This window comes from Pseudomonas sp. 1D4 (assembly GCF_001728925.1).
GTDB lineage: Bacteria > Pseudomonadota > Gammaproteobacteria > Pseudomonadales > Pseudomonadaceae > Metapseudomonas > Metapseudomonas otitidis.
The window spans coordinates 37099-63304 of record NZ_LXJQ01000012.1 but is presented as its reverse complement, the minus strand read 5'-3'; the positions used below and the strand labels follow the sequence as shown (position 1 = coordinate 63304).

Below are 26206 nucleotides of genomic sequence, written 5' to 3'. Positions count from 1 at the left end.
CCTTAACCCTGGGTGGCGGCAGTGGCGCGTTGCTGGCCGCGCACGCGCTCGGCTTGTTCGGCGGCCTCCATGGCCAGGTGAATCATGTTGATGAAGACGGTGGACTTCTCGCCCTTTCCCTCCTTCGGGCGAATGATGAAGTGACCCTGTTCGATCTCACGGCGGATCGAACGATCAGACAGTCCCGAGCGTCGCGCGAACTCCTGAACAGTCACGTACGGCGTGTCGATGGTGATCTGCATTCTGATAACCTCTCAAGTGATATTGCCTAGCAAAGTATGCGAATACATCCGTAAAGTATCCGTACACATACTTGAAGTCAAGAGGGGAAACCGATGGAGATGGGTCAGAAGCTCAAGGAGGTGCGTTTGGCTGAGCGCCTTACTCAGGGAGAAATATGCGAGCTGGCAGGTATCAGCCTGCCGACCTGGAAGGGTTACGAGTACGGGAAGAGCAAGTCGGTAAGCTCCATCGAGCTGCTGAAAATCACCAAGCATCCGCGTTTCAAAAAGTACGCTCTGTGGTTGGTAACCGATGAAACTGCGCCGGAATGCGGGCAGTTCAGTCCGCTGCAACCATGAACATGGCGGCGAGGTTGAAAGCGATGCGGGCCAGGGAGGGGATTACCCAGGCTCAGCTAAGCGCCGACGTCGGGCTTCCTCTCAGTACCTTGAAAAAGTACGAGGCGAGCCTACGACTGGAGATCAGCTTGGTCTCACTGCAAAAGATCACGTCCCATCGCCGTTACCGGAAGTACGCTCTCTGGCTTTTGACCGGAGAGACCACCTACTCCGGGGAACAGGTCAGCCCTCTGTAATCCGATGTCAATCAAGAAACTGGACAGCGGTGAGTGGTTGGTGGACTGCCGGCCAGAGGGCCGTGCTGGCCCCCGCATTCGGCGGCGGGTGAAGTCGAAGAACGAAGCCATGCACCTGGAGCGCCGCATCATGGGCGATGGTTCCAGGGGCGAGTTCGAGAAGGCGCCGAAGCTGGACGAGCGCCGGCTCAGCCAGTTGATCGACCTCTGGTACAAGCTGCACGGCCAGAATCTCAAGACGGGCGAACAGCGGCTTTCCCTGTTGCTGGCTATGGCCGAGCGCATGGGGGATCCCAAGGCGCACAAGTTCAGCGCGAACCACTTTGCCACCTACCGGGCCGAGCGTGCCGAGGGCAAGCACACCAGGGCGACCCCAGGGCGGGGGCGCAGCAAGGCCGACCACAAGCCCAAGCCGATCAGCGCCAACATGCTGAACCACGAACTGGCCTACCTGCGGGCGGTGTTCAATGAGTTGGAGCGCCTGGGCGAGTGGTCGGGGGACAACCCCCTGGCCAAGGTGCGCGCGCTGAAGTTCGACGAAGCCGAGATGGCTTATCTGTCGGCCGAGCAGATCCAGGATCTGCTGCAGGCGCTCGCAGCAGAGGAATCAGACGCCGCATTGATCGCCGAGGTGTGCCTGGCGACCGGCGCCCGCTGGGGCGAAGCCGAAGCGCTGAAGCCGCGCCAGGTACGCAACCGCCTGATCCACTACAGCAAGACGAAATCCAGCAAGAACCGCACGGTGCCGATCAGCGACGACCTGCAGAAGCGCCTCGACTCCGCACTGCCGTTCCGGCCTGGCTACAACATCTTCCGCAAGGTGGTGGAGCAGATTGGCCTTGAGCTGCCAGACGGCCAACTGACCCACGTCCTGCGCCACACCTTCGCCAGTCACTACATGATGAACGGCGGCGACATCCTGACCCTACAGCGCGTCCTGGGCCACGCCACCCTGGCCATGACGCAGAAGTACGCCCACTTCAGCCCAGGCCACCTGGCTGATGTGGTAAACCTGAATCCAATTACCTTTATCAACGGCAAAGGAAAAGCGACATGAGTGGAAATCGATTTCTGACTGTGGACACGATCGATGACGTTCGGTACTACGTCAACGCTGATTACATAGTCGCGTTTAAGCTAAGTGAGGATGATGACATCGGGGGTATTTTGTATGTCGCCCACGCTAATACCGATGGCGCTCGCCTTCCCCTGACCGTTTCCCGGGAAGAGGCAAATAGCATAGTGACGTATCTGTCCAAGCTGTAATCGCACATCGGTGTGGACGTTTTGTGGCCGTTGCAGCTTTTTGAAGCCAATGGGTAACGCACTATAGATAAGCAAAAGCCGCGCACTGCGCGGCTTTTTGTTTGGTGGGCCCACACGGACTCGAACCGTGGACCAAAGGATTATGAGTCCTCTGCTCTAACCGACTGAGCTATAGGCCCTCAGAAGGCGGGCGGATTATACCGGCGCCTTGTCGGGGGCGCCAACCGTTTGACTGGGGCTGAGGAATTGTCGGGCGAAGACGTCGGCGGGGAGTGGGCGGCTGACGATGTAGCCCTGGATCTGTTCGCAGCCTTCGGCGCGGAGGAAGGCTTCCTGGTCGGCTGTTTCGACGCCTTCGGCAATGATGGTGAGCTGCATGCTGTGGCCGAGGGCGATGATGGCGCGGGCGATGGCGGCGTCTTCCTGTTCGTGGGGGAGGCCGCGGACGAAGGATTTGTCGATCTTGATGATGTCGAGCGGGAGGCGCTTGAGGTAGCTGAGGGAGGAGTAGCCGGTGCCGAAGTCGTCGATGGCCAGTTGCAGGCCGAGGTCCTTGAGGGCGTGGAGGACGGCGAGGGCTTCTTCGGCCTGGCTCATGATGAAGGTTTCGGTGATTTCCAGTTGCAGGCGTTCGGCGGGGATGCCGGCGCTCCTGAGCTGTTGGTCGATGCGCTGGACGATGCCGGGCTGGTGCAGTTGGGCGCCGGCGAGGTTGACGGAGAGGGGGCCGAAGGGGGCGTGCTGGTCCTGCCATTCGCGCATCTGACGGCAGGCTTCGCTGATGACCCAGTCGCCGAGGGTGAGGATGAAGCCGTTCTCTTCGGCGAGGGGGATGAAGCGGTCGGGTGAGATGTCGCCGAAGAGGGGGTGCTGCCAGCGCAGGAGGGCTTCGGCGCCGATGAGGCGGCCGCTGCGCAGGCAGAGCTTGGGTTGGTAGTAGAGGCAGAGTTCGTTGCGTTCGAGTGCGCGGCGCAGTTCGTTCTCCAGGGCCATGCGTTCGGTGGCCTGGAAGGTGAGGTCGCGGGTGTAGAGCTCGAAGCGGTTACGGCCTTTGGATTTGGCCAGGTACATGGCGGCGTCGGCGTTCTTGACGAGGGTGGCGGTGTCGCTGCCGTGTTCGGGGAAGCGGCTGATGCCGATGCTGGCACTGATGAAGAATTCGTGGTCCTGGGTTTGGAAGGGGGCCTGGAAGCAGGCGAGCAGGCCTTCGGCCAGGCGCTGGGCGTCTTCGGGGTGGCGCAGGTGGGGCAGGAGGATGATGAATTCGTCGCCGCCGAGGCGGGCGACGGTGTCGTTGCGGCTGAGCTGGTTGCCGAGGCGGTCGGCGATGCTTTTGAGGAGGACGTCGCCGATGGGGTGGCCGAGGCTGTCGTTGATGTGCTTGAAGCGGTCGAGGTCGAGGAACAGGACGGCGCCTTCGTGGCCTTCGCGCTCGCAGGCGGCGAGGGCTTGGCGCAGGCGGCTCTCGAAGAGGATACGGTTGGGCAGGCCGGTGAGGGGGTCGTGGTGGGCCTGGTAGTCGAGCCGGGCCTGGGCCTGTTTGAGCGGTGAGATGTCGGCGAAGACGCCGACGAAGTGGGTGATCTGGCCCTCGGGGTTGCGGACGGCGTTGATGGTGAGCCATTCGGGGAAGGTTTCGCCGTTCTTGCGGCGGTTCCAGATTTCGCCTTGCCAGTGACCTTCGCGGTTGAGCTGGTCCCACATGCCGGCATAGAAGCTGCGTTCGTGGTGGTTGGAGGCGAGCAGGCGCGGGGTCTGGCCGAGGGCTTCGTGTTGTTCGTAGCCGGTGATGGTGGTGAAGGCGCGGTTGACGGCGATGATGCGCTGCTGGGTGTCGGTGATCATGACGCCTTCGGCGGTGCTTTCGAAGACGGTGGCGGCCTGGAGGAGCTCTTCCTGCATCTTCTGCCGGTCGGTGACGTCGCGGGCGATGGTGAGGATGCAGGCTTCGCCGCCGACGGGCAGGGGCTGCGCGGAGAGTTCGCAGACGCGCAGGCTGCCGTCCTTGCGCCGGATGGGGGCGGTGAAGTCACGCAGGCCGCCTTCTTCGCGAATGGCTTTGACCATGTGGTCGCGGTCGCTGGGCCTTTCCCAGATGCGGAGGTCGAGGGTGGTGCGCTGGGCGGCTTCCTGTAGGTCGTAGCCGGTGATGCGGGTGAAGCCTTCGTTGGCTTCGATGAGACAGCCGTCGGAAAGACGGGTGATGAGGAGGCCGTCGGGGGAGGCGTGGAAGGCGCGGGCGAATTTCTCTTCGGAGAGGCGCAGGCGCTGTTGGGTTTCCTGCAGGACGGTGATGTCGCGCACGACGATGATGAGGGCGGGGATGCCTTCGACTTCGGTGTGCTGTGCGGAGAGGAGGCCGGTGAAGCATCGTCCGTCGCTGCGGCGGAAGGCCATTTCGAGGTTGTGCAGGTTTTCGTGTTGGAGATGCTGGAGCAGGCTGGCGGCGAGGCCAGGGTCGGCCCAGAGGCCGAGCTCGGTGGCGGTGTGGCCGATGGCCTGGGCGGCGCTGATCCCGGTCTGCTGTTCGAAGGTCTGGTTGACTTCGAGCAGGCGGCTGTCGCTCCGTCGGGCGAGGGCGATGACGTCGGGGCAGTGGTGGAAGACGGTGGCGAACTTCTGTTCGGAGAGGCGTAGGGCTTCTTCGGTGTGCTTGGCTTCGGTGATGTCGATCATGAGGCCGCGGATGACGGGGACGTGGCCGTGGTGGATGAGGGTGACGATGTCGCGAATCCAGAGGATGCGGCCGTCAGCGGCGAGCATGCGGTAGTCGAAGCTGTGGTCGCGGCCGGCCTGGGTTTCTTCCCGGCAGAAGTGCTGGGCGTGTTTGGCGTCTTCGGGGTGGAGGGTGCGCTGCCAGAAGCCGGGCTCTTTCCATTCGTCGAGGGGGTAGCCGAGCAGGCGTTCGGCGTGGGGTGAGACGTAGGTGAAGCAGTAGTTGTCGAGGCTCATTTCCCAGGCGATGGCGTTGAGGCTTTCGACGAGGCCGCGGTAGTGCTGTTCGCTGTTGCGGATTTCTTCTTCGAGCAGGGCGCGGCGGCTCATTTCGCCACGCAGGCGGCGGTTGATGCGCAGGACGAAGACGAGGACGAGCAAGGCGCCGAGCAGGGCGGGGATGACGTAGATGAGCTGGTCGGTCCAGACGGGGCGGCGGTCGATGACGCCGCCGACCCAGCGGTCCTGGATGGCGTTCATCTGTTCGGGTGTGAGTTCGGTGAAGAATTTGTCGAGGATGCCGACGAGGATCGGTTCGCTCTTGGGCGTGGCCATGGCGAGCTGGTAGCGGTAGGGCGTTTCGCCGCTGATGAAGAGGCCGTCGAGCTTTAGCTGGCGGAGGCTCCAGACGCTGGAGGCGAGGTCGCTGACGAAGGCGTCGGCCTTGCCGGTGGCGAGGGCCTGGAGGGCGGCGGCGACGGTGGGCGCGGTGAGCAGGTTGAGGTCGGGATTGCGGGTGTGGAGCAGTTCGTGGGGGGCGTAGTTTTCAACGACGACGACCTTGAGGCCGTACAGGTCATCGAGTGTCCTGGGATTGGCGCCATCTTCGCGGGCGAGGATGACGATGGGGAAGTCGAGGTAGGGGCGGGTGAAGTTGAGGTAAGCCTGGCGCTCGGGCGTGGACATGATGCCGGGAAGCAGGTCGACTTCGTTGCGCTTGGCACGTTCGAGGACTTCGCTCCAGTTGCCGGGTTCGATGGGGTCGAGGCGAATGTTGAGGCGGTCCTGGATGAGCCGGGTGTAGTCAGCGGCGAGGCCCTGGTGGCGACCTTGGCTGTCGCGGAATTCGAAGGGGGGCCAGGAGGCGTCGACGCCTATGCGCAGCGTCGGGTGGGCCTGGAGCCAGTCCTGTTCTTCCTGCGTGAGGGTGAGCGCTCCTGCGCTGGGCATCCAGAGTGACAGGCACAACACGAGGATGGCAGACAGGCGCGCCATGACAGTCCTGTTCCAAAGGGGATACAGGCCAGAGTGTAGTCGTGGAAGTTGAGGCTTTGGTAGTGGAAAGAAAAACCCCCGGGCGGGCCGGGGGTCTTGTCTTTTACTCGTCGAGGAAGGAGCGCAGATGCTCGCTTCGGGACGGGTGGCGCAGCTTGCGCAGCGCCTTGGCTTCGATCTGGCGGATACGTTCGCGGGTGACGTCGAACTGCTTGCCCACTTCCTCGAGGGTGTGGTCGGTGTTCATGTCGATGCCGAAACGCATGCGCAGGACCTTGGCTTCACGGGCGGTGAGGCCGGCGAGGACTTCGCGAGTGGCTTCCTTGAGGCTTTCGACCGTGGCGACGTCGATCGGGGACTGCATGGTGCTGTCCTCGATGAAGTCACCCAGGTGCGAATCTTCGTCGTCACCAATCGGGGTTTCCATGGAGATCGGCTCTTTGGCGATCTTCAGGACCTTGCGAATCTTGTCCTCGGGCATCTCCATGCGTTCGCCGAGTTCTTCCGGGGTGGGCTCACGGCCCATTTCCTGAAGCATCTGGCGGGAGATGCGGTTGAGCTTGTTGATGGTCTCGATCATGTGCACCGGGATACGGATGGTGCGGGCCTGGTCGGCGATCGAGCGGGTGATCGCCTGGCGGATCCACCAGGTGGCGTAGGTCGAGAACTTGTAGCCGCGGCGGTATTCGAACTTGTCGACGGCCTTCATCAGGCCGATGTTGCCTTCCTGGATCAGGTCGAGGAACTGCAGGCCACGGTTGGTGTACTTCTTGGCGATGGAGATGACGAGACGCAGGTTGGCCTCGACCATCTCCTTCTTTGCACGGCGGGCCTTGGCTTCGCCGATGGACATGCGACGGTTGACGTCCTTGATCTCGGCGACCTTGAGGTCGACTTCCTTCTCGAGGTCCACGAGCTTCTGCTGGTTGCGCTTGATGTCATCCAGCAGCTTGCCGATGGCTTCGGCGTACTTGGCCTTGCCCTTGGCGATGTCTTCGGCCCAGGTCAGGTCGACTTCGTTGCCGGGGAACAGGCGCAGGAAGTCGGCACGCGGCATGCGGGCGTCACGGACGCACAGTTGCATGATGGCGCGTTCCTGGCCGCGGACACGGTCCAGGGCGCCACGGACGCGCTCGACCAGTGCGTCGAACTGCTTGGGCACGAGCTTGATCGGCATGAACAGTTCGGCGAGGGCTTGCAGCTCCTCGGTGGCCTGCTTGCTGCCACGGCCGTGCTTCTTGAGGGCCTTGCGGGCCTTCTCGAGCTGGTCGGATACCGCGGTGAAGCGGCGCAGGGCCTCTTCCGGGTCCGGACCGCCGTCGCCTTCTTCCTCGGCGTCGTCGGATTCGCTTTCTTCGTCTTCTTCGTCGTCATCCTTGGCTTTGGCGGCCTTGTCGTTTTTCAGTTCGACAGGCTCGACTTCCTCGGCCGGCAGGCTGCCGTCGTCGGGGTCGATGTAGCCACTGAGGACGTCGGAGAGGCGGCCACCTTCGGTGGTGACGCGCTGGTATTCGGCGAGGATGCTGTCCACGGCGCCCGGGAAGTGGGCGATGGCGCTCATCACTTCGCGGATGCCTTCCTCGATGCGCTTGGCGATTTCGATCTCGCCTTCGCGGGTGAGCAGCTCGACCGTGCCCATTTCGCGCATGTACATGCGGACCGGGTCGGTGGTGCGGCCGATGTCGGTCTCCACCGCGGCGAGAGCGGCTGCGGCTTCTTCCGCTGCGGCTTCGTCGGTGTCGGCTTCGGCCAGCAACAGGGCATCCGCATCCGGAGCACTCTCGAATACGTTGATCCCCATGTCATTGATCATGCGGATGATGTCTTCCACCTGTTCCGGATCGGAAATATCCTCCGGCAGGTGGTCGTTGACCTCCGCGTAAGTCAGGTAACCCTGCTCACGACCACGGGCGATCAACTCTTTGAGGCGAGACTGCTGTTGCGCTTTTCCGGACATAACACCCTATCCACTGAAGGTCTTGGCGGGCTGAAAACAAGCCGAGGATTATACCAGAACCGGGGCCTCACGCGCCAGTTGGGCGGGAGGGGGCTGAGGATGGACTACGGCTGAGAAGGTCACGCAGTTGGTCTTTCTCTTCTGCGCTGAGTTCGCTTTGCTTGGCTTTGCGTAGCAATTGCTCAAGGCTGCGCTCGCGTTGGCGGGCCGACAACCTAGTTATAGTGTCGAAAAACTGTTGTTCAAGGTTGTCGCTGGAAATCAGCCATTCCTTTTCCGCCAGTGCCTGCAGCAGGCGGCCCTGCTCGGTGCCGTGCCAGCGGGCGATCAGTTGCAGGGAGCGCAGCTGGGGGTTTTTCTGTACGGCTTCCAGCAGCGACACCATGAGCTGGGCGTAGCTGTCGTCTTCTGCGGCGAAGTGGCTGGCATTCTCTACTTTCTGCGCGAGTTGCGGGTGGTGCAGCAGCGTGCGCAGCGCGGTCAGCGTGGGGGATTCGACATGCACTTCGGTGCGCGGTGGGCGGCGCGGTTCGCCCTTGCGATCCCACTTGCGGCCATCCTTCTTCCAGCCGTCCTTTTTCCACTCGCGCTTCGGTTGGGCGACGGGTGGTTCGTAGCTCATCTCCCGCATGGAGTCGCCATACGCGTCGTAGGCGGGGGCGGCTTCGTAGGCGTAATCCTCCGTGTACGGCATGTGTTCGCTGACGGGGGCTGCCTGTGCCATCTGGCCGATTGCGTCGCCGCTGAGACCCGTGATCTCGGCCAATCGCTGGCGCATCAGGGTACGCAGGTTGGCGCCGGGCACTTTTTCGATCAGCGGTGAGGCGAGTGTCACCAGGTGCGCCTTGCCTTCCAGGGAGCGCGAGTCTGCCTCTTCCTGCAGTTGGTGGAAGAAGTAGTCCGCCAGTGAGTGGGCGTGTTGGGTGATGCGGGCGCGGAAGGCGTCGGTGCCTTCAGTTCGGACCAGGCTGTCCGGGTCTTCGCCTTCCGGGAGGAACAGGAAGCGCGCGCGGCGCCCGTCTTCCAGGCTCGGCAGGGTGGCTTCCAGAGCGCGCCAGGCGGCCTTGCGCCCGGCCTGGTCGCCATCGAAGCAGAACAGGATGCTGGGTACGAGGCGGAACAGGCGGCGGACGTGCTCTTCGCTGGTGGACGTGCCAAGGGTGGCCACGGCGTTGCGCAAGCCCTGTTGGGCGAGGGCGATCACGTCCATGTAGCCCTCGACGACCATGATCTCGTCGAGGTTGCGGTTGCTCTTGCGCGCTTCGTAGAGCCCGTAGAGTTCCTGCCCCTTGTGGAAGACGGGTGTTTCCGGCGAGTTGAGGTACTTGGGCTTGTCATCCTCCAGTACTCGGCCGCCGAAGGCGATGATGCGTCCGCGGCTGTCGCGGATGGGGAACATGACCCGGTCGCGGAAGCGGTCGTAGCGCTTGCCGGTCTCGCTGTTCTCGATCAGCAGGCCGGCGTCGATCATGTGCTTCTGCTGCAGAGCATCGGCGCCCATGTGCTTGAGCAGGTTGTCCCAGCCGGGGGGGGCGAAGCCCAGACCGAAGTCGCGGGCGATCTCGCCGGAGAGGCCGCGCCCCTTGAGGTACTCGACGGCCGCCTTGCGGGTCGGGTGGTTTTTCAGAGCGCTCCGGTAGTAGTCGGAGGCCGCGTTGAGCAGGGCGTACAGCGGGGAATCGGTCGGCTGGCGCGGGCGATTGCTGCGACTGCCTTCCTCGCGCGGCACTTCCATGCCGGCCTTGCGGGCCAGCTCTTCGACAGCCTGGGGAAAGTCCAGGTTGTCGTGATCCATGATGAAGCCCAGCGCGTTGCCGCCGGCGCCGCAGCCGAAGCAGTAGTAGAACTGCTTGTCGGGGCTGACGCTGAAGGAGGGGCTCTTCTCGTTGTGGAACGGACAGAGGGCGCTGTAGTTCTTTCCGGCCTTTTTTAGCTGGATGCGCGATGCCACCACCTCGACGATGTCGGTGCGGTTCAGCAGGTCATCGATGAATCCTTGCGGGATCAGGCCGGCCATAGGGTGCTCAGGAGACGAAAAGGCTCAAAGCATAGGCCCTTGTCGCAATCACTGCGACGTCGGGTGGACCCGGGCTGTAAAAACAAAAACTCCGATCTTCGCAAGACGAAGCGGAGTGGATTGCGGTGCCCCATTAATGCACTCGCCCGGCCGAGGCCGGGCGATGCTTGAGCGTGCGGCGAAGCCTGTTAACTCAGTACAGGCGCTCGCGGCGACGCTGTTCGCGCTGCACTTTCTTGGCGTGGCGCTTAACGGCGGCAGCGGCTTTGCGCTTACGCTCGGCAGTGGGCTTCTCGTAGAACTCACGGCTGCGGACTTCGGCCAGTACACCGGCTTTCTCGCAGGAGCGCTTGAAGCGACGCAGGGCTACGTCGAAGGGTTCGTTCTCTTTAACTTTGACGGCTGGCATCCAGGTCGTACCTTCACTAATTACCGGGGGTGAACGTGCTCCTGGCTTAGAGTGCGGGAGAACGTCGGTTTTCAAGGGTTGCGGATATTAACCCCTTGCCCCCTGGAATGCAAAGCCTTCAGTCGAAAAGCGCTGGCCGGGGAGGGGGGCGACGATTATGATGCGCGCCTTCTTCATTGGCTAGTCCTTCAAGGTTCGATCCTCATGCTGGTGCTGGGTCTGGAGACCTCTTGCGACGAGACCGGCGTCGCTCTTTACGACAGTGAGCAGGGCCTGCTGGCCGATGCGCTGTTCAGTCAGATCGATCTCCATCGCGTTTACGGTGGCGTGGTGCCGGAGCTTGCCTCCCGCGACCACGTGAAGCGCATGCTGCCGCTGATTCGCGAGGTGTTGGCGACGGCCGGCCGCAGTCCGCAGGACATCGATGGCATTGCCTACACCTCCGGCCCCGGTCTGGTGGGGGCTCTGCTGGTTGGCGCATCCTGCGCCCAGGCCCTGGCGTTCGCCTGGGGCGTGCCGGCGCTGGGCGTCCACCACATGGAAGGGCACCTGCTGGCCCCGATGCTGGAGGAGCAGCCTCCCGCCTTTCCTTTTATTGCGTTGCTGGTTTCCGGCGGGCATACCCAACTGGTGCGGGTGGATGGTATTGGCCGCTACCAGGTGCTCGGCGAGTCGGTGGACGACGCAGCCGGTGAGGCGTTCGACAAGACCGCCAAACTCATCGGTCTGGGCTACCCGGGCGGCCCCGAGATCGCCCGACTGGCGCAGTCCGGCACGCCGGGGCGTTTCACCTTTCCCCGGCCGATGACCGATCGGCCCGGGCTGGATTTCAGCTTCAGCGGCCTCAAGACCTTCGCACTGAACACCTGGCAGCAGTGCCGCGACGCGGGTGATGCCGGCGAGCAGACGCGCTGCGACATCGCGTTGGCCTTCCAGCAGGCGGTGGTCGAGACGCTGGTGATCAAGTGCAAGCGTGCGCTCAAGCAGTCCGGCCTCAAGCGCCTGGTCATCGCCGGTGGCGTCAGCGCCAACCAATCCCTGCGCGAGTCACTCGGGGCGATGCTGGGTGAACTGGGCGGCGAGGTCTTCTATGCTCGCCCGCGCTTCTGCACCGATAACGGCGCGATGATCGCCTATGCCGGTTGCCAGCGGCTGCTGGGTGGTCAGAAGGATGGCCCGGCCATTGGCGTGCAGGCACGTTGGCCGATGGAGAGTCTCCCGGCCATCTGAGGCCGGGCTGCCCGGAGGCTTCCGGGCATCCACTCCGATTTTCAGAAATGTCGTTCGCGTCCTGCGAAAAGGTCGCGTAGATTGCCCCGGTGCCGCCAGACGATGAGCCCGCACAGCGCGGACATCGGCAGCAGTGCCGCCGGCTGCTGCCAGGCCAGCAGGGGCAGGGTGAGCGGCGTGGCGATGAGTGAGGCGAGCGAGCTGGTGCGGGTCAGGTAGAAGGTCAGTACCCACGCCGACAGTGCCAGCAGTGCCGCCGGCGGGTAGAGCCCCAGGAGCATGCCGGCGGCGGTGGCGACGCCTTTGCCGCCACGGAAGTTGAAGTACAGCGGGTAGAGATGCCCAAGCACGGCAGTCAGGCCGATCCAGGCCTGCTCCTGCAGGTCGAGGCCAAGCAGGCGGGCGACCAGTATGGGCAGCAGCCCTTTGAGCAGGTCGCCCAGCAGGGTAAGGATGGCGAGGCGCTTGCCGGCCACCCGCAGCATGTTGGTGGCCCCGGGGTTGCCCGAGCCTTCGGCGCGTGGGTCGGCAGTGCCGAACACGCGACTGAGCAGGATGGCGAATGACAGCGAGCCGAGCAGGTAGGCGAGGATCGCCAGCAGCCAGAACATTGGTATCCATTCCAGGGCGAGGAAGCCCTGATTCTAGCGGGGCAACACTGACGTGGACACGGTTTTCATCGAAGGCTTGGAAGTCGATACCGTTATCGGGGCGTATGACTGGGAGCGCAGTATCCGGCAGTGCCTGCGCCTGGACCTCAGCATGGCTTGGGACAACCGCCCTGCTGCCGAAGGCGACGATCTGAGCAAGGCGCTCGATTACGCCGCTGTTTCCCAGCGCATCCAGGCTTTCGCTGCCGAGGCGACTTTCGAATTGGTGGAAACCTTTGCCGAGCGTCTGGTGGCGCTGCTGATGAGCGAGTTCGGCATTCCGTGGATCCGCCTGCGGCTGCACAAGCCCGGCGCGGTGCCCGCTGCCAGCAGTGTTGGCGTGGAGATCGAACGCGGATGCCGCTGACCACGATCTACCTGGGCCTGGGCAGCAACATCGACCGGGAGCACCATCTCGTGGCGGGGCTCGAAGCCCTTTCCGGCTTCCTGCAGGACATGCGCTGCTCGCCGGTTTTCGAGAGCCTGCCGGTGGGGATTCGCAGTGGGAATTTCTTCAATTTGGTGGTCGAGGCCCGCACCGATCTGCCGTTGCATGACCTGGATCGCCGGCTCAAGGAGATCGAGGCGGACAACGGCCGCTATGCGCCTGGACGCAAGGGGTTGCCCCTGGACATCGACGTGCTGCTGTACGGCGATCTGGTGGGTGACTTCGATGGCCTGGTGCTGCCGCGGGCGGAAGTCCTGAAGAATGCTTTTGTGCTCTGGCCCCTGGCGCTGCTGGCGCCGGAACTGTCACACCCCGGCGTGCAGCGCCCGTTTGCCGACCTCTGGCTGGAGGCGTCCATCGACCAGGCGCTGTGGCCTGCCCCCTTCCGTTGGCGAGGCCTGGCCTTGACGCCGGGCGAGCTGCTCCAGGGCTACCCGGCGCCTGCCTGACCCTCAGTCCGCGACGACGATGATCACCACCCTGCGGTTCTCCTTGCGGCCTGCCGAGGTGGCGTTGTCGGCGATTGGGCGGGTCTGCCCCATGCCTCGTAGCTGGATGGCGTGCTTCTGCATGCCGTTTTCCTCCATCACCGCCCCCACGCTGCCAGCCCGGCGCTCGGAGAGTTGCCGGTTGTAGTCCGGCGCGCCGTAGTTGTCTGTGTGGCCTTCGAGGATCACGCCGGTGATGCCCACTTTCAGCAGAGAGCGGGTGATGTCCGCGATGGTCTGGCGGCTGGTGTCGGAGATGCGCTCCGAGTTGTTGTCGAACAGCACCTTGCCAGAGAGGCCGAAGGCCCAGCCCTCGTCCGTCAGCTTGAAGCCCTTGGCCTTGAGCATGGCCACCTGCTCTTCGCTCAGGCCTTGCTGGGGTGGTGCACTCTGGCACCCGGTTATCCACAGGAAGGCGATCAGCAGCCAGGTTAGGTGGAGGCTCGGGTGGATTTTCATGGTGGTTCTCCTGAACAGCGGGGGTGAAAGACAGCGTTAACGCAGAGAGGCGGCCTGCCGACCGCTCTGGTTCCTCTTGGCTCTGTACATGGCGGTGTCCGCCTGCTGGAGCAGTTCGTCGAGGGAGCTGGCGTCTTGGGGATAGATGGCGATACCGATGCTGAGCGAGGCGACGATCTCGCCGCTGCCTGGCAGGGGAATGGGGGGCAGCATGCTGGCGAGGATCTTGTCGGCGATGTGCTGGGCGTCTTCGAGGTCATGCAGCGGTGAGAGCAGTACAGCGAACTCGTCCCCGCCCAAGCGGGCCACGAGGTCCTCCTCGCGCAATTGGCTGCGCAGGCGTTCGGCGATGCTGATCAGGACCTGGTCGCCTGCTCCGTGCCCCAGTTCGTCGTTGATGGCCTTGAAGCGGTTGCAGTCGAGGAACAGGAGGGCAAAGCGCCCGCCAGTCAGTTTGGCCTGTCGCATGGCCCGGGTGAGCGCTGGTTCGAATTGGCTGCGGTTCGGCAGGCCGGTCAGTGGGTCGTGGCTGGCCTGGTGGGCGAGCGAGGCATTCTCGCGTTGCAACTGGTTCTGCCAGGCCTCGATCTCATCCAGTAGTTGGTTGAAGTCCTCCCCCAATTCATGAAGCTCGGCGATTGGGGACGAGGGCACGCGGCGGGCGAAGGTGCGCTCCCGGGCGATGGTGCGGGCCACGGCCGAGAAAGCCCGCAGCGGTGCCATCAGCTCGCGCTGGGTGCGGCGCGAATAGAGGTTGGCGACCAGGCTGCCGAGGGCCAGGCAAAGCAGGAGTGCAAGCGCTCCATTCCGCAGGAAGCGGCTCAGGTTGCTGCCTTGGCTGCTCAGTTGCAGCTCGCCGACGGTGCGCCCCTGGTACTGGATGGGGTAGCGCAGGGGCTGGTTGAGCAGCAGGTCGGCCAGGCCGCGTTCAAGCCCACTCCAGCCATGGGTGGTGGGGCGTTGCCAGTCCACCAGCAGGGATCGCTGGCCGTCGAGCACGCGTACTTCGGCGAGGTCCTCGGGGGCGGCGATCAGCTCAAGGCTTTCCTGTATGGCCACTGCATCACGGAAGATCACGGCGGCTTCGAGTGTGTAGCCCAGGGAGCGGGCCAGCAGTTGCAATTGGTACTCGGCGTAGTTGCGAAGTGCAAACACGCCCAGCAGGGTCAGTGAGAGTGCGGTCAGGCTCATGGCCAGCAGGATGCCGCGTAGTTGAGTGCGCCACAGCAGTCGGCTGAGGGTGTAGGCGTGAGGGCGGGTGACTTGGCGCCGGCGGTTCATGGCTGAGCCCTGTTGCGACGCCCCAGTTGCAGGACCTGGGGATGGATGCGCAGACCGCTGCGCGCGACGGCATCCAGATTAACCGCGAAGCTGACGTGGGTATTCTCGATATCCAGGCAGAACAGGCTGCCATCACTGCAGGCATCGGCGCTTTCGCTGATGGTCAGCACGGGTTTGTCGGCCAGGCGGCCCAGCAGCCGGCGTCGCGACCCTGGGTCGAGAATGCCGATGTAGAGAGCGTCGCACGTGGTTTCCAGGTCTGCAGAGTCCTGGAGCAGGCGTCGACCGGAAACGGGTATTTCGTAGTCGCGACTCACGCCGGCAAGCAGCCTGTCCGCGTATTGGGTCGGGCCGGTGATGCACAGGGCGATCTGGTCCTTGGGTTGCGGCCAGCGGCTGTAGGCCAGGATGCCTTCTACTACCTGGCGTACCCGCTCGCCACGGACCTCGGCCGGGTTCGGTGTCGGCTCCTGGGCCGTTGCGCTGAGCGCCAGCAGCCCCAGCAGCAGGCCCAGCTGCCAGGGACGAAGGTTCCATGAGAGCACCTGCAGCCTCCAGGGCTCTCGCAATGCGCGAGAGCATTCGCCAAAAATACGGCGCCAACATCCGTTTGATGTCTCAAAAGTCTAGATGGGCCAAATATTTGGCAGCCTATCAAGGACAAGCAAGTGTGGCTACTGGCTAGCAGCGGGCTGGGCTGAACGGTAGGCGGCAAGTGCCGCGATTCGCTCGCGTGACAGCGCTTCGCCGAGCACCGCGCCGCTGAGCCCCTTGGCCATGAGTTCTTTCACGCCGACGGCTCGTGCGGCAGCGGCGGCACCACGCAGGTAAGCGGCCTGGGGATAGTCACGGTCTTCCATGCCGGTGCGGCCTCGGGCGTCCATCTCGCAGGCGGCGATGAATTCGTCGAAGCGCTGCGGACGGCGATAGACATCGAAAGCCTGCATCAGCGTGGCCAGAGTACCTGGACGCAGCTCCTGGGCGCGGTGGGCGTGGGTGTGGTACTCGCCTACCAGCAACGCCAGCTCCTGGCAGTCGCGCGGTGCCTTGCAGCGCTCGTTCACCGCCTTGATCGGTGCCAGGCCCCGTTGCTCGTGCTGGAGGTGGCGCGGCCATTCTTCCGGCGGGGTCAGGCCCTTGCCCAGGTCGTGCAGCAGGCAGGCCCAGCGCACGGTGAGTGGCTGCTGGTGCTCGGCGCACTGACGCAGGACCGCGAGGACGTGAAGGCCGGTGTCGACTTCGGGGTGATGGGCGGGCGGCTGGGGCACGCCGAACAGGGCATCCAGCTCCGGCATCCAGGCCCTCAGGGCACCGCAGTTATGCAGGACCTCGATGAATACATCGGGTCGGGGCTCCATCAGGGCACGTGAGACTTCCTTCCAGGTGCGTTCGGCTGTCAGTGCATCGAGTTCGCCGGATGCGGCGATCTCGCCCATGAGCCTGAGGGTTTCCTCGGCGACGCGGAAACCCAGTGGTGCGTAGCGGGCGGCGAAACGGGCGACCCGCAGGACGCGCAGTGGGTCTTCGGCGAAGGCTGGGGAGACGTGGCGGAGGATGCGTTGTTCCAGGTCGTGCTGGCCACCGTAGGGGTCGATCAGACGGCCGTCGGCGTCCTCGGCGATGGCGTTGACGGTAAGGTCGCGGCGGATCAGATCGTCTTCGAGGGTCACGTCCGGGCTGGCGTAGAAGGTGAAGCCGCCGTAGCCGCGCCCGCTCTTGCGCTCGGTGCGGGCCAGGGCGTACTCCTCGCCGGTATCGGGGTGGAGAAATACCGGGAAGTCGGCACCCACCGGTTTGTAGCCGAGCGCCAGCATCTGTTCGGCGCTTGCCCCCACCACGACCCAGTCGTTTTCAGTGACCGGTCTGCCCAAAAGACGGTCACGTACGGCGCCGCCCACCTTGTATATCTGCATGCTCATTTCCTCCGAGGCTGCGGAGGATAGCAGCCTGGCCGGCCGTGGCGACCGGTATCTGCCGGACCAGCGCCTCGACGGCGGTTTGCAGCAGTTCGGCACTGTCCCAGGCGGGGCTTAGGCCGGTGCTGGCGGTACCCTCCCAGAGCACCTGGCCTGCCAGGTCGGTAATGCGTAGACGCAGGGTGCCGGTGGCGTCGCGCAGGCGGTGGATGGCCTGGTAGGAACCGAGGGGGGCGGGCGGTGCCTCGTCGACACGGAACTCCAGCGGCGCATCCTGCAGGGCCAGCCAGTAGTAGACGCGCAGTTCCGGCTGCTGGCTTTCGTGGTAGCCGCGCTCGGCCAGTTGCTGGCGCAGCAACGGGGCGAGCTGCCGGTAGCGGGCGCGGTAGGGGGCTTCGTCCTGCAGGGCCTGCTCGGGGGCGATGAGTTCGAAGCTGGCGTGTCCGACCAGGGAGGGGCTGGCCGGCTGGGTGACCTGGATGCCGGGGATGTGGCTGGAACAGGTGGCCAGTGCCAGGCACAGCAGCAGGACGAGGAACAGGCGCATCGACGCTCTCCATGGGCGATGGACCGCATGCTCGGGTGCACCCGGGCAGGCGGTCAACCGATCAAATGGGCGGGATGACCAGATCCAGGCGCGGGTACTCGCCGTCCTCGCCCCGTTCACCCTTTGGGGGCATGTGGAAGGTCCCCGTGATGTTGTCGCCGTTGAGTGTTTCCAGGTGGATGTCGAACCCCCACAGGCGGTGCAGGTGGCGCATAACCTCTTCGGTGGATTCGCCGAGCGGTTTGCGATCGTGCTGCTGGTGGCGCAGCGTGAGCGAGCGGTCCCCCCGGCGGTCGACGCTCCAGATCTGCACGTTGGGCTCGCGGTTGCCGAGGTTGTACTGGGCGGCGAGGGTTTCGCGGATGATCCGGTAGCCGGGTTCGTCGTGGATGGCCGGGACCAGCAGTTCGTCCTTCTGGTCGTCGTCGAGGATGCTGAACAGTTTGAAGTCGCGGATCACCTTGGGCGAGAGGAACTGCAGGATGAAGCTCTCGTCCTTGAAGCTCTTCATGGCGAACTTGATGGTGGAGAGCCAGTCGCTGCCGGCGATGTCGGGGAACCAGCGCTTGTCTTCCTCGGTGGGCTCCTCGCAGATGCGGCGGATGTCGCGGTACATGGCGAAGCCCAGGGCGTAGGGGTTGATGCCGCTGTAGTAGGGGCTGTCGAAGCTGGGCTGGTAGACCACGCTGGTGTGGGACTGGAGGAACTCCATCATGAAGCCGTCGGTGACCAGGCCTTCGTCGTACAGGTCATTCATCAGGGTGTAGTGCCAGAAGGTGGCCCAGCCTTCGTTCATCACCTGGGTCTGGCGCTGTGGGTAGAAGTACTGGGCGATCTTGCGCACGATGCGCACGATCTCGCGCTGCCAGGGCTCCAGCAGCGGGGCGTGCTTTTCGATGAAGTAGAGGATGTTCTCCTGGGGTTCGGCCGGGAAGCGGCCCTTGTCCTTGTCGCCGGATTTGCCGTGGCCCTTGGGAATGGTGCGCCAGAGGTCGTTGATCTGCCGTTGCAGGTGCTCTTCGCGTTCCTTCTGCCGGCGCCGCTCCTCTTCGGCGGAGATGGGGTAGGGACGCTTGTAGCGGTCCACACCGTAGTTCATCAGGGCGTGGCAGGAGTCCAGCAGGTTTTCCACGGCATCGATCCCGTGCCGTTCTTCGCACTGGTTGATGTACTGCTTGGCGAATACCAGGTAGTCGATGATCGAGCTGGCGTCAGTCCAGGTGCGGAACAGGTAGTTGCCCTTGAAGAAGCTGTTGTGGCCATAGCAGGCGTGGGCGATCACCAGCGCCTGCATGGTGATGGTGTTCTCTTCCATCAGGTAGGCGATGCAGGGGTCGGAGTTGATCACGATCTCGTAGGCAAGGCCCATCTGGCCGCGGGTGTATGACTTCTCGGTGCTGAGGAAGTGCTTGCCGTAGGACCAGTGGTGGTAGCCCAGGGGCATGCCCACGGAGGCGTAGGCATCCATCATCTGTTCGGCAGTGATGATCTCGATCTGGTTGGGGTAGGTATCGAGTGCATAGCGTTCGGCCAGGCGGCCGATCTCGCGGTCATAGGCACGGATGAGGTCGAAGGTCCACTCCGATCCCGTGGAGATCGGCTGCCTTTTCTTCTCTTTCGCGGTCATGGCGCAGCCCTCAGGTAACCAGCCGGCGCTGGAAGAGTTCGCGGAACACCGGATAGATGTCGGACGCCGATACGATCTGCTGTTGGGCGAATGTGTCGGCGAACGTCTCGCACACCTGCTCATACTCGAACCACAGCGCCTGGTGCTCGCGCGGGGTGATCTCGACGTAGGTGTAGTACTGGACGAACGGCATGATCTGCTTGATCAGGATGTCGCGGCAGATGGGTGAGTCGTCGTTCCAGTTGTCGCCGTCCGAGGCTTGGGCGGCGTAGATGTTCCATTCGTTGACGGGGTAACGCTCGGCCATGATCTCCTGCATCATCTTGAGCGCGCTGGAGACGATGGTGCCGCCGGTTTCGCGGGAGTAGAAGAACTCCTCTTCGTCCACTTCCTTGGCGCTGGTGTGGTGGCGGATGAACACCACTTCGATCTTGTCGTAGTTCCGCTTGAGGAACAGGTACAGGAGGATGAAAAAGCGCTTGGCGATATCCTTGGTCGCCTGGGTCATGGAGCCGGAGACGTCCATCAGGCAGAACATGACGGCCTTGGAGCTGGGATTGGGCTGTTTGACCAGCAGGTTGTACTTGAGGTCGAAGGTGTCGAGGAAGGGCACACGCTCGATGCGGGCGCGCAGCCGGGCGATCTCGGTTTCCAGCTCCTGGATGTCGCCGAAGTTGTCCGGCTCCTCCCGCTTGAGGCGCGCGAGTTCCTCTTTTGCTTCCCGCAGCTTGGCGCGACTGGAGCCGGACAGGGCAATGCGCCGGGCGTGTGCGGAACGCAAGGTACGGACGATGTTGATGCGCGAGGGGTTGCCCTCGTTGCTGATGCCGGCGCGCACGGTCTTGAAGGTATCGGAACCGGTCAGGTGGCGTTTCACCAGGTTGGGCAGTTCGAGGTCTTCGAACATGAAGTCGAGGAACTCTTCCTGGGTGATCTGGAAGACGAATTCGTCCATCCCGTCGCCCTGATTGCTGGCCTTGCCACTGCCGCGTCCGCCGCCTCCGCCCTGGGGACGAGGGATGCGTTCACCGGCGGTGAATTCCTTGTTGCCCGGGTGGACGATGGTCTGTCGGCCGCCACGGCCGTGGTGCAGCACGGGCTCGTCGATGTCGCGACCGGGGATGCTGATCTGCTCGCCGTGCTCCATGTCGGTGATGGAGCGCCGGCTGACGGCCTCCTCCACGGCCTTCTTGATGTGCTCGCGGTAGCGCCGCAGGAACCGCTGGCGGTTCACGGTGCTCTTGTTCTTGCCGTTCAGGCGACGGTCGATCACATAGCTCATAGATGCCCCTCCGGGGCAGCGTCAGGCTGCCAACCGCAGGCTGCGGCGGGGAGCCCCGCGCGCAGTGTGCAGTTGATGACTTGCGGCTGCTGTTATTGCGACTTGCGTACCCGCAGGTACCACTCGGACAGCAGGCGGACCTGCTTCTCGGTGTAGCCGCGCTCGACCATGCGCTTGACGAAGTCGTTGTGCTTTTGCTGCTCCTCTTTGCTGCCTTTGGCGTTGAAGCTGATGACCGGCAGGAGGTCCTCGGTGTTGGAGAACATCTTCTTCTCGATGACCACCCGCAGCTTCTCGTAGCTGAGCCAGCTGGGGTTCTTGCCGTTGTTGTTGGCACGGGCCCGCAGCACGAAGTTGACGATCTCGTTGCGGAAATCCTTCGGGTTGCTGATGCCGGCGGGTTTCTCGATCTTCTCCAGTTCCTCGTTGAGGGCGACGCGGTTGAGGATCTCGCCGGTTTCCGGGTCGCGGTATTCCTGGTCCTGGATCCAGAAGTCCGCGTACAGCACGTAGCGGTCGAAGATGTTCTGGCCGTACTCGCTGTAGGACTCCAGGTAAGCGGTCTGGATTTCCTTGCCGATGAATTCGATGTAGCGCGGTGCCAGGTACTCCTTGATGTAGCGCAGGTAGCGTTCGCGCACTTCGGCGGGGAACTGTTCCTGCTCGATCTGCTGCTCCAGCACGTAGAGCAGGTGCACCGGGTTGGCGGCGATTTCGTGAGGGTCGAAGTTGAAGACCTTGGAGAGGATCTTGAAGGCGAAGCGGGTGGACAGGCCGTTCATGCCTTCGTCGACGCCTGCCGAGTCGCGGTATTCCTGGATCGACTTGGCTTTGGGATCGGTGTCCTTGAGGTTTTCGCCGTCGTAGACGCGCATCTTGGAGTAGATGTTGGAGTTCTCCGGCTCCTTCAGGCGCGAGAGGACGGAGAACTGGGCGAGCATGCGCAGGGTGTCGGGCGCGCAGTGGGCCTTGGCCAGCGAGCTGTTGATGAGCAGCTTGTCGTAGATGCGAATCTCGTCGGTGACGCGCAGGCAATAGGGCACCTTGACGATGTAGATCCGGTCGATGAAGGCCTCGTTGTTCTTGTTGTTGCGGAAGCTGTGCCATTCGGATTCGTTGGAGTGGGCCAGCAGGATGCCGCTGTACGGAATCGCCCCCAGGCCTTCGGTGCTGTTGTAGTTGCCCTCCTGGGTGGCGGTGAGCAACGGGTGCAGGACCTTGATGGGTGCCTTGAACATCTCGACGAATTCCATCAGGCCCTGGTTGGCGCGGCACAGGGCGCCAGAGTAGCTGTAGGCGTCCGCGTCGTTCTGCGGGTACTCCTCCAGCTTGCGGATGTCGACCTTGCCGACGAGGGCGGAGATGTCCTGGTTGTTCTCGTCACCCGGCTCGGTCTTGGCCACGGCAATCTGGTTGAGGATCGAGGGGTAGAGCTTCACCACGCGGAACTGGCTGATGTCGCCGCCGAACTCCTGCAGGCGCTTGGTGGCCCAGGGCGACATGATGCTGGAGAGGTAGCGGCGCGGGATGCCGTAGTCCTCTTCGAGGATCGCGCCATCCTCGGCGGCGTTGAACAGGCCCAGCGGGGACTCGAATACCGGAGAGCCCTTAATGGCGTAGAAGGGCACCTTCTCCATCAATTGCTTGAGCTTCTCGGCCAGGGACGACTTGCCGCCGCCCACCGGGCCCAGGAGGTAGAGGATCTGTTTCTTCTCTTCCAGGCCCTGCGCGGCATGGCGGAAGTACGCGACGATCTGGTCGATGCACTCTTCCATGCCATGGAAGTCGGCAAAGGCCGGATAGCGGCGGATCACTTTGTTGGAGAAGATCCGCGACAGGCGTGGATCGGAAGAGGTATCCAACAGCTCGGGCTCGCCGATCGCCATGAGCATGCGCTCCGCAGCGGTGGCGTATGCGCTCCTGTCCTGTTTGCAGAGGTCCAGGTACTCCTGCAGGGAATACTCTTCCTGGCGAGTGGCTTCGAAGCGCTGTTGGAAGTGGCTGAAAATGCTCATTGCGTCACCTCGCTGGATACGGGAGCCGGCGGGATCGGTCACGCGGGTGGGCAGTCGTCCGACGAGTCGGCCGAAGAGAATCCCCCAGTACACCAAATGGTCGCTGCCGATGGCCCGGAACCGGTGTGCCGGCTCTCCTTTTTTGGATGGCCTGCGCTAAGAGTAGTTCGGAATCGGCGAGGTCAAGGATGACGGAGTGATCACAGCGTGTTGCCGTTCGTCAGGAGAGGGCGCAAGGCTGCGAACGGCGCGGGTTTGCGCCATTCGCAGTTTTTTTACTCTTCGCCACCATGTGCTACGTGGCCGGGATAGGTGGCGCGCCACAGCTCGAAGCCGCCATCAAGGCTGTAGACCTCGGAGAAGCCCTGGCCCACCAGATAGGCGGCGGCGCCCTGGCTGGAATTGCCGTGGTAGCAGGTGACGATCAGTGGTGCGTCGAGGTCGGCCTGGGCGATGAAGTCGGCCAGGGAGTAGTTGTCCAGGTGGCGCGAGCCGCTGATGTGGCCGAGGGCGAAGCTCTGCGGGTCGCGGATGTCGACCACCACGGCGCCTTGTTCGCGCAGGGCTTGGGCCCGCTCCGGCGGGATTCGCTGGAATTCACTCATGTCGGTGCTCCTTGCAGTCGCAGCTGATGCGCTGGCCGTTGTCGATGTTCAGCAGGGTCATGGTGCCGCCCCAGACACAGCCGGTGTCGAGAGCATGCAAGTTGGGTTCGCTGCATTTGCCCTCGAGGGCTGCCCAGTGGCCGAAGATGATCTTCTGTCCGCGGGTCTTGCGAGTCGGGTGGGCGAACCAGGGGCGGTAGCCTGGCGGGGCGGTGTCCACGCCCTCCTTGCTTTTCAGGTCGAGGGTACCGTCCGCCATGCAGAAGCGCATACGGGTGAAGTAGTTGGTGATCACTCGCAGGCGGGTGATGCCATGCAGGTCGCTGTCCCAGCGGGCGGGATCGTTGCCGTACATGCCCTCGAGGAACAGCGGCAGGCGCGTGTCGTCGAGCAGCGCCTCCTCCACCTCGGCAGCCCGTTTGAGGGCCTTGGCCAGCGTCCACATGGGCGGGATGCCGGCGTGCACCATGGCGAGGTCACGGGCCTCGTCGTAGTGGACGAGCTTCTGCCGGCGCAGCCAGTCCAGCAGGTCCCCGGCGTCGGGGGCTTCGATGATTTCCCGCAGGGTGTCGGACTTCTTCAGCCGTTCGACATTGTGAGCCACCGCCAGCAGGTGCAGGTCGTGATTGCCGAGCACGCCGGTGACCGACTCGCGCATGGCAAACAGGAACCGCAGTGTCTCGAGGGATTTCGGGCCACGGTTGACCAGATCGCCCACCAGCCAGAGGCGGTCCCGGGCGGGATCGAAGGCGACCCGGTCGAGCAGGCACTTCAGGGGATCCAGGCAGCCCTGAAGGTCGCCAACGGCATAGGTCGTCATGGCGGGCCTCAGTGCAGTGCGCCGGGTACGGCCAGGCGGAAGGGGGCGATGGGGGCGTCGAAGTGGTGACCATCCTCGGCCAGCATCTGGTAGCTGCCCTGCATGGCGCCCACGCGGGTGGTCATCACTGTGCCGCTGGTGTAGACGTGCTGAGCACCCGGCTCGATCAGCGGCTGTTGCCCGACCACGCCGGCTCCGCGCACTTCCTGCACCTGGCCGTCGCCATCGGTGATGACCCAGTGGCGGGAGATCAGCCGTGCGGCCACATCGCCGCGGTTGGCGATGGTGATGGTGTAGGAGAAGGCGTAGCGGCTGTCGTCCGGTTGCGACTGCTCAGGCAGGTAGCGGGTGGTGACGCTGACGTCGATCTGGTAGCGGGATTCGGACACTGGGTGGGCTCTCTCGCGCGGTGAAAAAAGTCTAGGAGCTCAGGCGGTGCCTGTCCTGGCGGCAAGCTGGTCAGCCAGACGGACGAACGCGGCCAGGTCCAGTTGCTCGGGGCGCAGGCTGCCATCCACTCCGGCGGCTTCGATGGCTTCGGCGTCCAGCAGGGCCTTCAGGGTGTTACGCAAGGTCTTGCGGCGCTGGTTGAAGGCTTCGCGGACGATGCGCTCCAGCAGGCGGTGATCCTTGGCCGGATGCGGCAGGGTCTCGTGGGGGACCAGGCGGACGATGGCGGAGTCCACCTTCGGCGGCGGGTTGAAGGCGCCCGGACCGACGTTGAACAGGTGCTCCACGCGGCAGTGGTACTGGACCATGATCGACAGGCGGCCCCAGTCGCCACCGCCGGGCTCTGCTGCCAGTCGCTCCACCACTTCCTTTTGCAGCATGAAGTGCATGTCACGGATCAGCGGTGCGTTGTCCAGCAGGTGGAAGATCAGCGGGGTGGAAATGTTGTACGGCAGGTTGCCCACGACTCGCAGGGAGCGGGGCTCGGCGCCCAACTGGTGGAAGTCGAACTTCAGGGCATCGCCCTGGTTCAGGCGAAAGCGTGGCTCGGCGCCGAACTTGGCGTTGAGGATCGGGATCAGGTCCAGGTCCAGTTCGATGACGTCGAGTTGCGCGCCACTGCCCAGCAGCCCTTCGGTCAGCGCGCCCTGGCCGGGGCCGATCTCCAGCAGGTGCTCGCCAGGCTTGGCGTGGATCGCACGCAGGATGCGGTGGATGACGCCGGCGTCGTGCAGGAAGTTCTGGCCAAAGCGTTTGCGGGCGCGGTGTTGGTATTCGGACATAGAGAGGCGGCTCCAGGCTTCAAGCTGCAAGCATCAAGCAAGAGCACAAAGCGAAAAAACGAGGTCGCGTAGTTTAAGGCAAAAGCGGCGATCAGGTGCTGCTCGCCGCTGCCCGGTGGCAATCCGGGCAGCGGTCGGTCGGCATCAAGCGGTGCGTTGGCGGCTGGTGGCCATCTGGTAGGCGGTCTCCAGCGCCACCTGCAGGCTGCCACCGTCGATGCGACCGGTGCCGGCGAGGTCCAGGGCGGTGCCATGGTCCACCGAGGTGCGGATGATCGGCAGGCCCAGGGTGACGTTCACGGCGGCACCGAAGCCCTTGTACTTGAGCACGGGCAAGCCCTGGTCGTGGTACATGGCCAGGACAGCGTCGCAGTGCTTCAGGTGCTTGGGGGTGAACAGGGTGTCGGCCGGCAGCGGGCCGACCAGGTCCATGCCCTCGGCGCGCAGGCGCTGCAGGCAGGGCTCGATCACCTCGATCTCTTCCCGTCCCAGGTGACCGCCTTCCCCAGCGTGGGGGTTGAGGCCGCAGACGAGGATGCGCGGCTGGCTCAGGCCGAACTTGTCCACCAGGTCGGCATGGAGGATGCGCGTGACCCGTTCCAGGCGCTCGGTTGTGATAGCGGCGGCGACATCCTTCAGCGGCAGGTGAGTGGTGACCAGGGCGACGCGCAGGCCCCGGGTCGCGAGCATCATCACCACCTGCTGGGTGCGGGTGAGGTCGGCGAGGAACTCGGTGTGGCCGGAGAAGGCGATGCCGGCGTCGTTGATCACGCCCTTGTGCACCGGGGCGGTGATCATGCCGTCGAACAATCCATCCAGGCAGCCCTGGCCGGCGCGGGTGAGCGTCTGCAGGACATAGGCCGCGTTGGCGGTGTCGAGCTGTCCGGCCGTGGCTTCTGCCCCCAAGGGGGTATCCCAGACGTAGAGCGCTCTCGCGGCAGCGGGGACGGTGGGCAATCGCTCGGCTGTGACGTCGATGAGGTTGATATCGACGCCCAAGGTGCGGGCGCGCTGCTCAAGCAGTTGCCGGCTGGCGATGGCAATCAGCGGATGGGGTTGGGCTTCGCGAGAAAGGAGCAGGCACAGGTCGGGACCGATACCGGCAGGCTCGCCGGGGGTGAGGGCAAAACGCAGGGGGGGCATCAGGAGGGCTCCGGCGGGGAACTCGGGCGCTCATTCTAGCGCTGGCGAGTCCTCGCCGGTGAAGCGG

The 26206-nt window shown here is 64.0% G+C and carries 25 protein-coding genes and 1 tRNA gene; 6 read left to right on the top strand and 20 right to left on the bottom strand.

From position 1 onward, the window contains the following. Positions 1–2: 2 nt before the first annotated feature. Complete coding sequence (locus A7D27_RS08820; RefSeq protein WP_069564639.1) at positions 3–242, bottom strand: hypothetical protein; 240 nt, start codon at positions 240–242, stop codon at positions 3–5. Positions 243–341: 99 nt separating this feature from the next. Here A7D27_RS08820 and A7D27_RS08815 point away from each other — a divergent pair, with 99 nt between their 5' ends. The 3 genes from A7D27_RS08815 to A7D27_RS08805 are packed head-to-tail and all read left to right on the top strand — an operon-like array spanning position 342 to position 1874. Next, a complete protein-coding gene (locus tag A7D27_RS08815) occupies positions 342–581 on the top strand; it encodes a helix-turn-helix transcriptional regulator (RefSeq protein ID WP_240922948.1) in 240 nt (79 codons plus the stop codon). After that, positions 551–817, top strand: coding sequence for a helix-turn-helix domain-containing protein (locus A7D27_RS08810; protein WP_371914809.1), 267 nt, complete (start codon positions 551–553; stop codon positions 815–817). The genes A7D27_RS08815 and A7D27_RS08810 overlap by 31 nt, the downstream gene beginning before the upstream one ends. 4 nt (positions 818–821) lie before the next feature. After that, positions 822–1874: a tyrosine-type recombinase/integrase gene (locus A7D27_RS08805; protein WP_069564636.1), complete on the top strand. Its 1053-nt coding sequence runs from the start codon at positions 822–824 to the stop codon at positions 1872–1874. 311 nt (positions 1875–2185) lie between these two features. Here the strand turns inward: A7D27_RS08805 and A7D27_RS08795 are convergent. From A7D27_RS08795 to rpsU, 5 genes are all read right to left on the bottom strand, one after another. Further along, positions 2186–2262, bottom strand: a tRNA-Ile gene (locus A7D27_RS08795). 16 nt (positions 2263–2278) lie between these two features. Beyond that, a complete protein-coding gene (locus A7D27_RS08790) occupies positions 2279–6013 on the bottom strand; it encodes a bifunctional diguanylate cyclase/phosphodiesterase (RefSeq protein WP_069564634.1) in 3735 nt (1244 codons plus the stop codon). A gap of 103 nt (positions 6014–6116) precedes the next feature. Then, complete coding sequence (gene rpoD / locus A7D27_RS08785) at positions 6117–7970, bottom strand: RNA polymerase sigma factor RpoD (RefSeq protein WP_069562527.1); 1854 nt, start codon at positions 7968–7970, stop codon at positions 6117–6119. A gap of 67 nt (positions 7971–8037) precedes the next feature. Beyond that, entirely contained in the window at positions 8038–9987 is a 1950-nt protein-coding gene (dnaG, locus tag A7D27_RS08780; protein ID WP_069564633.1) for a DNA primase, read from the bottom strand. A 193-nt stretch (positions 9988–10180) separates the two neighbouring features. Further along, on the bottom strand, positions 10181–10396 hold the full coding sequence (gene rpsU / locus A7D27_RS08775; protein WP_003085057.1) for a 30S ribosomal protein S21: 216 nt from the start codon (positions 10394–10396) through the stop codon (positions 10181–10183). Positions 10397–10600: 204 nt separating this feature from the next. Between rpsU and tsaD the strand changes: the two genes are divergently transcribed. Then, positions 10601–11626, top strand: a complete 1026-nt coding sequence (gene tsaD / locus A7D27_RS08770) for a tRNA (adenosine(37)-N6)-threonylcarbamoyltransferase complex transferase subunit TsaD (protein WP_069564632.1) — start codon at positions 10601–10603, stop codon at positions 11624–11626. Positions 11627–11667: 41 nt separating this feature from the next. Here tsaD and plsY read toward each other — a convergent pair whose 3' ends face one another. Further along, positions 11668–12237, bottom strand: coding sequence for a glycerol-3-phosphate 1-O-acyltransferase PlsY (gene plsY / locus A7D27_RS08765; RefSeq protein ID WP_069562524.1), 570 nt, complete (start codon positions 12235–12237; stop codon positions 11668–11670). 52 nt (positions 12238–12289) lie between these two features. On the opposite strand from plsY, the gene folB reads away from it, so the two are divergent. Together folB and folK are read left to right on the top strand one after the other, a co-directional pair. Continuing rightward, the gene (gene folB / locus A7D27_RS08760) at positions 12290–12643 is read left to right on the top strand and encodes a dihydroneopterin aldolase (protein WP_069562523.1); all 354 of its coding nucleotides are present in this window, start codon (positions 12290–12292) and stop codon (positions 12641–12643) included. Then, the gene (gene folK / locus A7D27_RS08755; RefSeq protein WP_069564631.1) at positions 12634–13173 is read left to right on the top strand and encodes a 2-amino-4-hydroxy-6-hydroxymethyldihydropteridine diphosphokinase; all 540 of its coding nucleotides are present in this window, start codon (positions 12634–12636) and stop codon (positions 13171–13173) included. Before folB ends, folK begins: the two co-directional genes overlap by 10 nt. A 3-nt stretch (positions 13174–13176) precedes the next feature. Here the strand turns inward: folK and A7D27_RS08750 are convergent, their stop codons facing one another. The 13 genes from A7D27_RS08750 to pdxA form a co-directional block, all read right to left on the bottom strand. Then, on the bottom strand, positions 13177–13671 hold the full coding sequence (locus A7D27_RS08750) for an OmpA family protein (RefSeq protein WP_069564630.1): 495 nt from the start codon (positions 13669–13671) through the stop codon (positions 13177–13179). A 36-nt stretch (positions 13672–13707) separates the two neighbouring features. After that, positions 13708–14952 carry a diguanylate cyclase domain-containing protein gene (locus A7D27_RS08745; protein ID WP_069562520.1) on the bottom strand — a complete coding sequence of 415 codons (1245 nt, stop codon included), beginning with the start codon at positions 14950–14952 and terminating at the stop codon, positions 13708–13710. After that, a complete protein-coding gene (locus A7D27_RS08740; protein ID WP_256557152.1) occupies positions 14949–15497 on the bottom strand; it encodes a YfiR family protein in 549 nt (182 codons plus the stop codon). The genes A7D27_RS08745 and A7D27_RS08740 overlap by 4 nt, the downstream gene beginning before the upstream one ends. Before the next feature lie 129 nt (positions 15498–15626). After that, on the bottom strand, positions 15627–16865 hold the full coding sequence (locus tag A7D27_RS08735) for a multifunctional CCA addition/repair protein (protein ID WP_069562519.1): 1239 nt from the start codon (positions 16863–16865) through the stop codon (positions 15627–15629). Continuing rightward, positions 16831–17415 carry a DUF4136 domain-containing protein gene (locus A7D27_RS08730; RefSeq protein WP_069562518.1) on the bottom strand — a complete coding sequence of 195 codons (585 nt, stop codon included), beginning with the start codon at positions 17413–17415 and terminating at the stop codon, positions 16831–16833. The genes A7D27_RS08735 and A7D27_RS08730 overlap by 35 nt, the downstream gene beginning before the upstream one ends. 61 nt (positions 17416–17476) lie before the next feature. Then, positions 17477–19042 carry a SpoVR family protein gene (locus A7D27_RS08725; RefSeq protein WP_069564629.1) on the bottom strand — a complete coding sequence of 522 codons (1566 nt, stop codon included), beginning with the start codon at positions 19040–19042 and terminating at the stop codon, positions 17477–17479. Between the two features lie 10 nt (positions 19043–19052). Further along, entirely contained in the window at positions 19053–20324 is a 1272-nt protein-coding gene (locus tag A7D27_RS08720) for a YeaH/YhbH family protein (RefSeq protein ID WP_069562516.1), read from the bottom strand. Between the two features lie 92 nt (positions 20325–20416). Then, positions 20417–22339: a PrkA family serine protein kinase gene (locus A7D27_RS08715; protein WP_044405674.1), complete on the bottom strand. Its 1923-nt coding sequence runs from the start codon at positions 22337–22339 to the stop codon at positions 20417–20419. 275 nt (positions 22340–22614) lie between these two features. Beyond that, positions 22615–22944, bottom strand: a complete 330-nt coding sequence (glpE, locus tag A7D27_RS08710) for a thiosulfate sulfurtransferase GlpE (protein ID WP_069564628.1) — start codon at positions 22942–22944, stop codon at positions 22615–22617. Further along, positions 22937–23764: a symmetrical bis(5'-nucleosyl)-tetraphosphatase gene (locus A7D27_RS08705; protein ID WP_069564627.1), complete on the bottom strand. Its 828-nt coding sequence runs from the start codon at positions 23762–23764 to the stop codon at positions 22937–22939. Before A7D27_RS08705 ends, glpE begins: the two co-directional genes overlap by 8 nt. A gap of 8 nt (positions 23765–23772) precedes the next feature. Next, positions 23773–24153: a Co2+/Mg2+ efflux protein ApaG gene (gene apaG / locus A7D27_RS08700; RefSeq protein WP_069564626.1), complete on the bottom strand. Its 381-nt coding sequence runs from the start codon at positions 24151–24153 to the stop codon at positions 23773–23775. 39 nt (positions 24154–24192) lie between these two features. Next, entirely contained in the window at positions 24193–24996 is an 804-nt protein-coding gene (gene rsmA, locus A7D27_RS08695) for a 16S rRNA (adenine(1518)-N(6)/adenine(1519)-N(6))-dimethyltransferase RsmA (protein WP_069564625.1), read from the bottom strand. A gap of 144 nt (positions 24997–25140) precedes the next feature. Then, the gene (gene pdxA / locus A7D27_RS08690) at positions 25141–26139 is read right to left on the bottom strand and encodes a 4-hydroxythreonine-4-phosphate dehydrogenase PdxA (RefSeq protein ID WP_069564624.1); all 999 of its coding nucleotides are present in this window, start codon (positions 26137–26139) and stop codon (positions 25141–25143) included. Positions 26140–26206 lie beyond the last annotated feature (67 nt).

Excerpts from the sequence above, each read along its gene's own strand:
- A7D27_RS08705 (WP_069564627.1), bottom strand. The coding sequence starts at position 23,764 with ATGACGACCTATGCCGTTGGCGACCTTCAGGGCTGCCTGGATCCCCTG.
- tsaD (WP_069564632.1), top strand. The coding sequence starts at position 10,601 with ATGCTGGTGCTGGGTCTGGAGACCTCTTGCGACGAGACCGGCGTCGCT.
- A7D27_RS08805 (WP_069564636.1), top strand. The coding sequence starts at position 822 with ATGTCAATCAAGAAACTGGACAGCGGTGAGTGGTTGGTGGACTGCCGG.
- plsY (WP_069562524.1), bottom strand. The coding sequence starts at position 12,237 with ATGTTCTGGCTGCTGGCGATCCTCGCCTACCTGCTCGGCTCGCTGTCA.
- rpsU (WP_003085057.1), bottom strand. The coding sequence starts at position 10,396 with ATGCCAGCCGTCAAAGTTAAAGAGAACGAACCCTTCGACGTAGCCCTG.
- rpoD (WP_069562527.1), bottom strand. The coding sequence starts at position 7,970 with ATGTCCGGAAAAGCGCAACAGCAGTCTCGCCTCAAAGAGTTGATCGCC.
- A7D27_RS08745 (WP_069562520.1), bottom strand. The coding sequence starts at position 14,952 with ATGAACCGCCGGCGCCAAGTCACCCGCCCTCACGCCTACACCCTCAGC.
- A7D27_RS08790 (WP_069564634.1), bottom strand. The coding sequence starts at position 6,013 with ATGGCGCGCCTGTCTGCCATCCTCGTGTTGTGCCTGTCACTCTGGATG.
- A7D27_RS08810 (WP_371914809.1), top strand. The coding sequence starts at position 551 with ATGCGGGCAGTTCAGTCCGCTGCAACCATGAACATGGCGGCGAGGTTG.
- A7D27_RS08735 (WP_069562519.1), bottom strand. The coding sequence starts at position 16,865 with ATGCAGATATACAAGGTGGGCGGCGCCGTACGTGACCGTCTTTTGGGC.
- dnaG (WP_069564633.1), bottom strand. The coding sequence starts at position 9,987 with ATGGCCGGCCTGATCCCGCAAGGATTCATCGATGACCTGCTGAACCGC.
- A7D27_RS08815 (WP_240922948.1), top strand. The coding sequence starts at position 342 with ATGGGTCAGAAGCTCAAGGAGGTGCGTTTGGCTGAGCGCCTTACTCAG.
- folK (WP_069564631.1), top strand. The coding sequence starts at position 12,634 with ATGCCGCTGACCACGATCTACCTGGGCCTGGGCAGCAACATCGACCGG.
- A7D27_RS08820 (WP_069564639.1), bottom strand. The coding sequence starts at position 242 with ATGCAGATCACCATCGACACGCCGTACGTGACTGTTCAGGAGTTCGCG.
- A7D27_RS08730 (WP_069562518.1), bottom strand. The coding sequence starts at position 17,415 with ATGCGCCTGTTCCTCGTCCTGCTGCTGTGCCTGGCACTGGCCACCTGT.
- pdxA (WP_069564624.1), bottom strand. The coding sequence starts at position 26,139 with ATGCCCCCCCTGCGTTTTGCCCTCACCCCCGGCGAGCCTGCCGGTATC.
- A7D27_RS08720 (WP_069562516.1), bottom strand. The coding sequence starts at position 20,324 with ATGAGCTATGTGATCGACCGTCGCCTGAACGGCAAGAACAAGAGCACC.
- glpE (WP_069564628.1), bottom strand. The coding sequence starts at position 22,944 with ATGAGTGAATTCCAGCGAATCCCGCCGGAGCGGGCCCAAGCCCTGCGC.
- rsmA (WP_069564625.1), bottom strand. The coding sequence starts at position 24,996 with ATGTCCGAATACCAACACCGCGCCCGCAAACGCTTTGGCCAGAACTTC.
- A7D27_RS08725 (WP_069564629.1), bottom strand. The coding sequence starts at position 19,042 with ATGACCGCGAAAGAGAAGAAAAGGCAGCCGATCTCCACGGGATCGGAG.
- A7D27_RS08715 (WP_044405674.1), bottom strand. The coding sequence starts at position 22,339 with ATGAGCATTTTCAGCCACTTCCAACAGCGCTTCGAAGCCACTCGCCAG.
- A7D27_RS08750 (WP_069564630.1), bottom strand. The coding sequence starts at position 13,671 with ATGAAAATCCACCCGAGCCTCCACCTAACCTGGCTGCTGATCGCCTTC.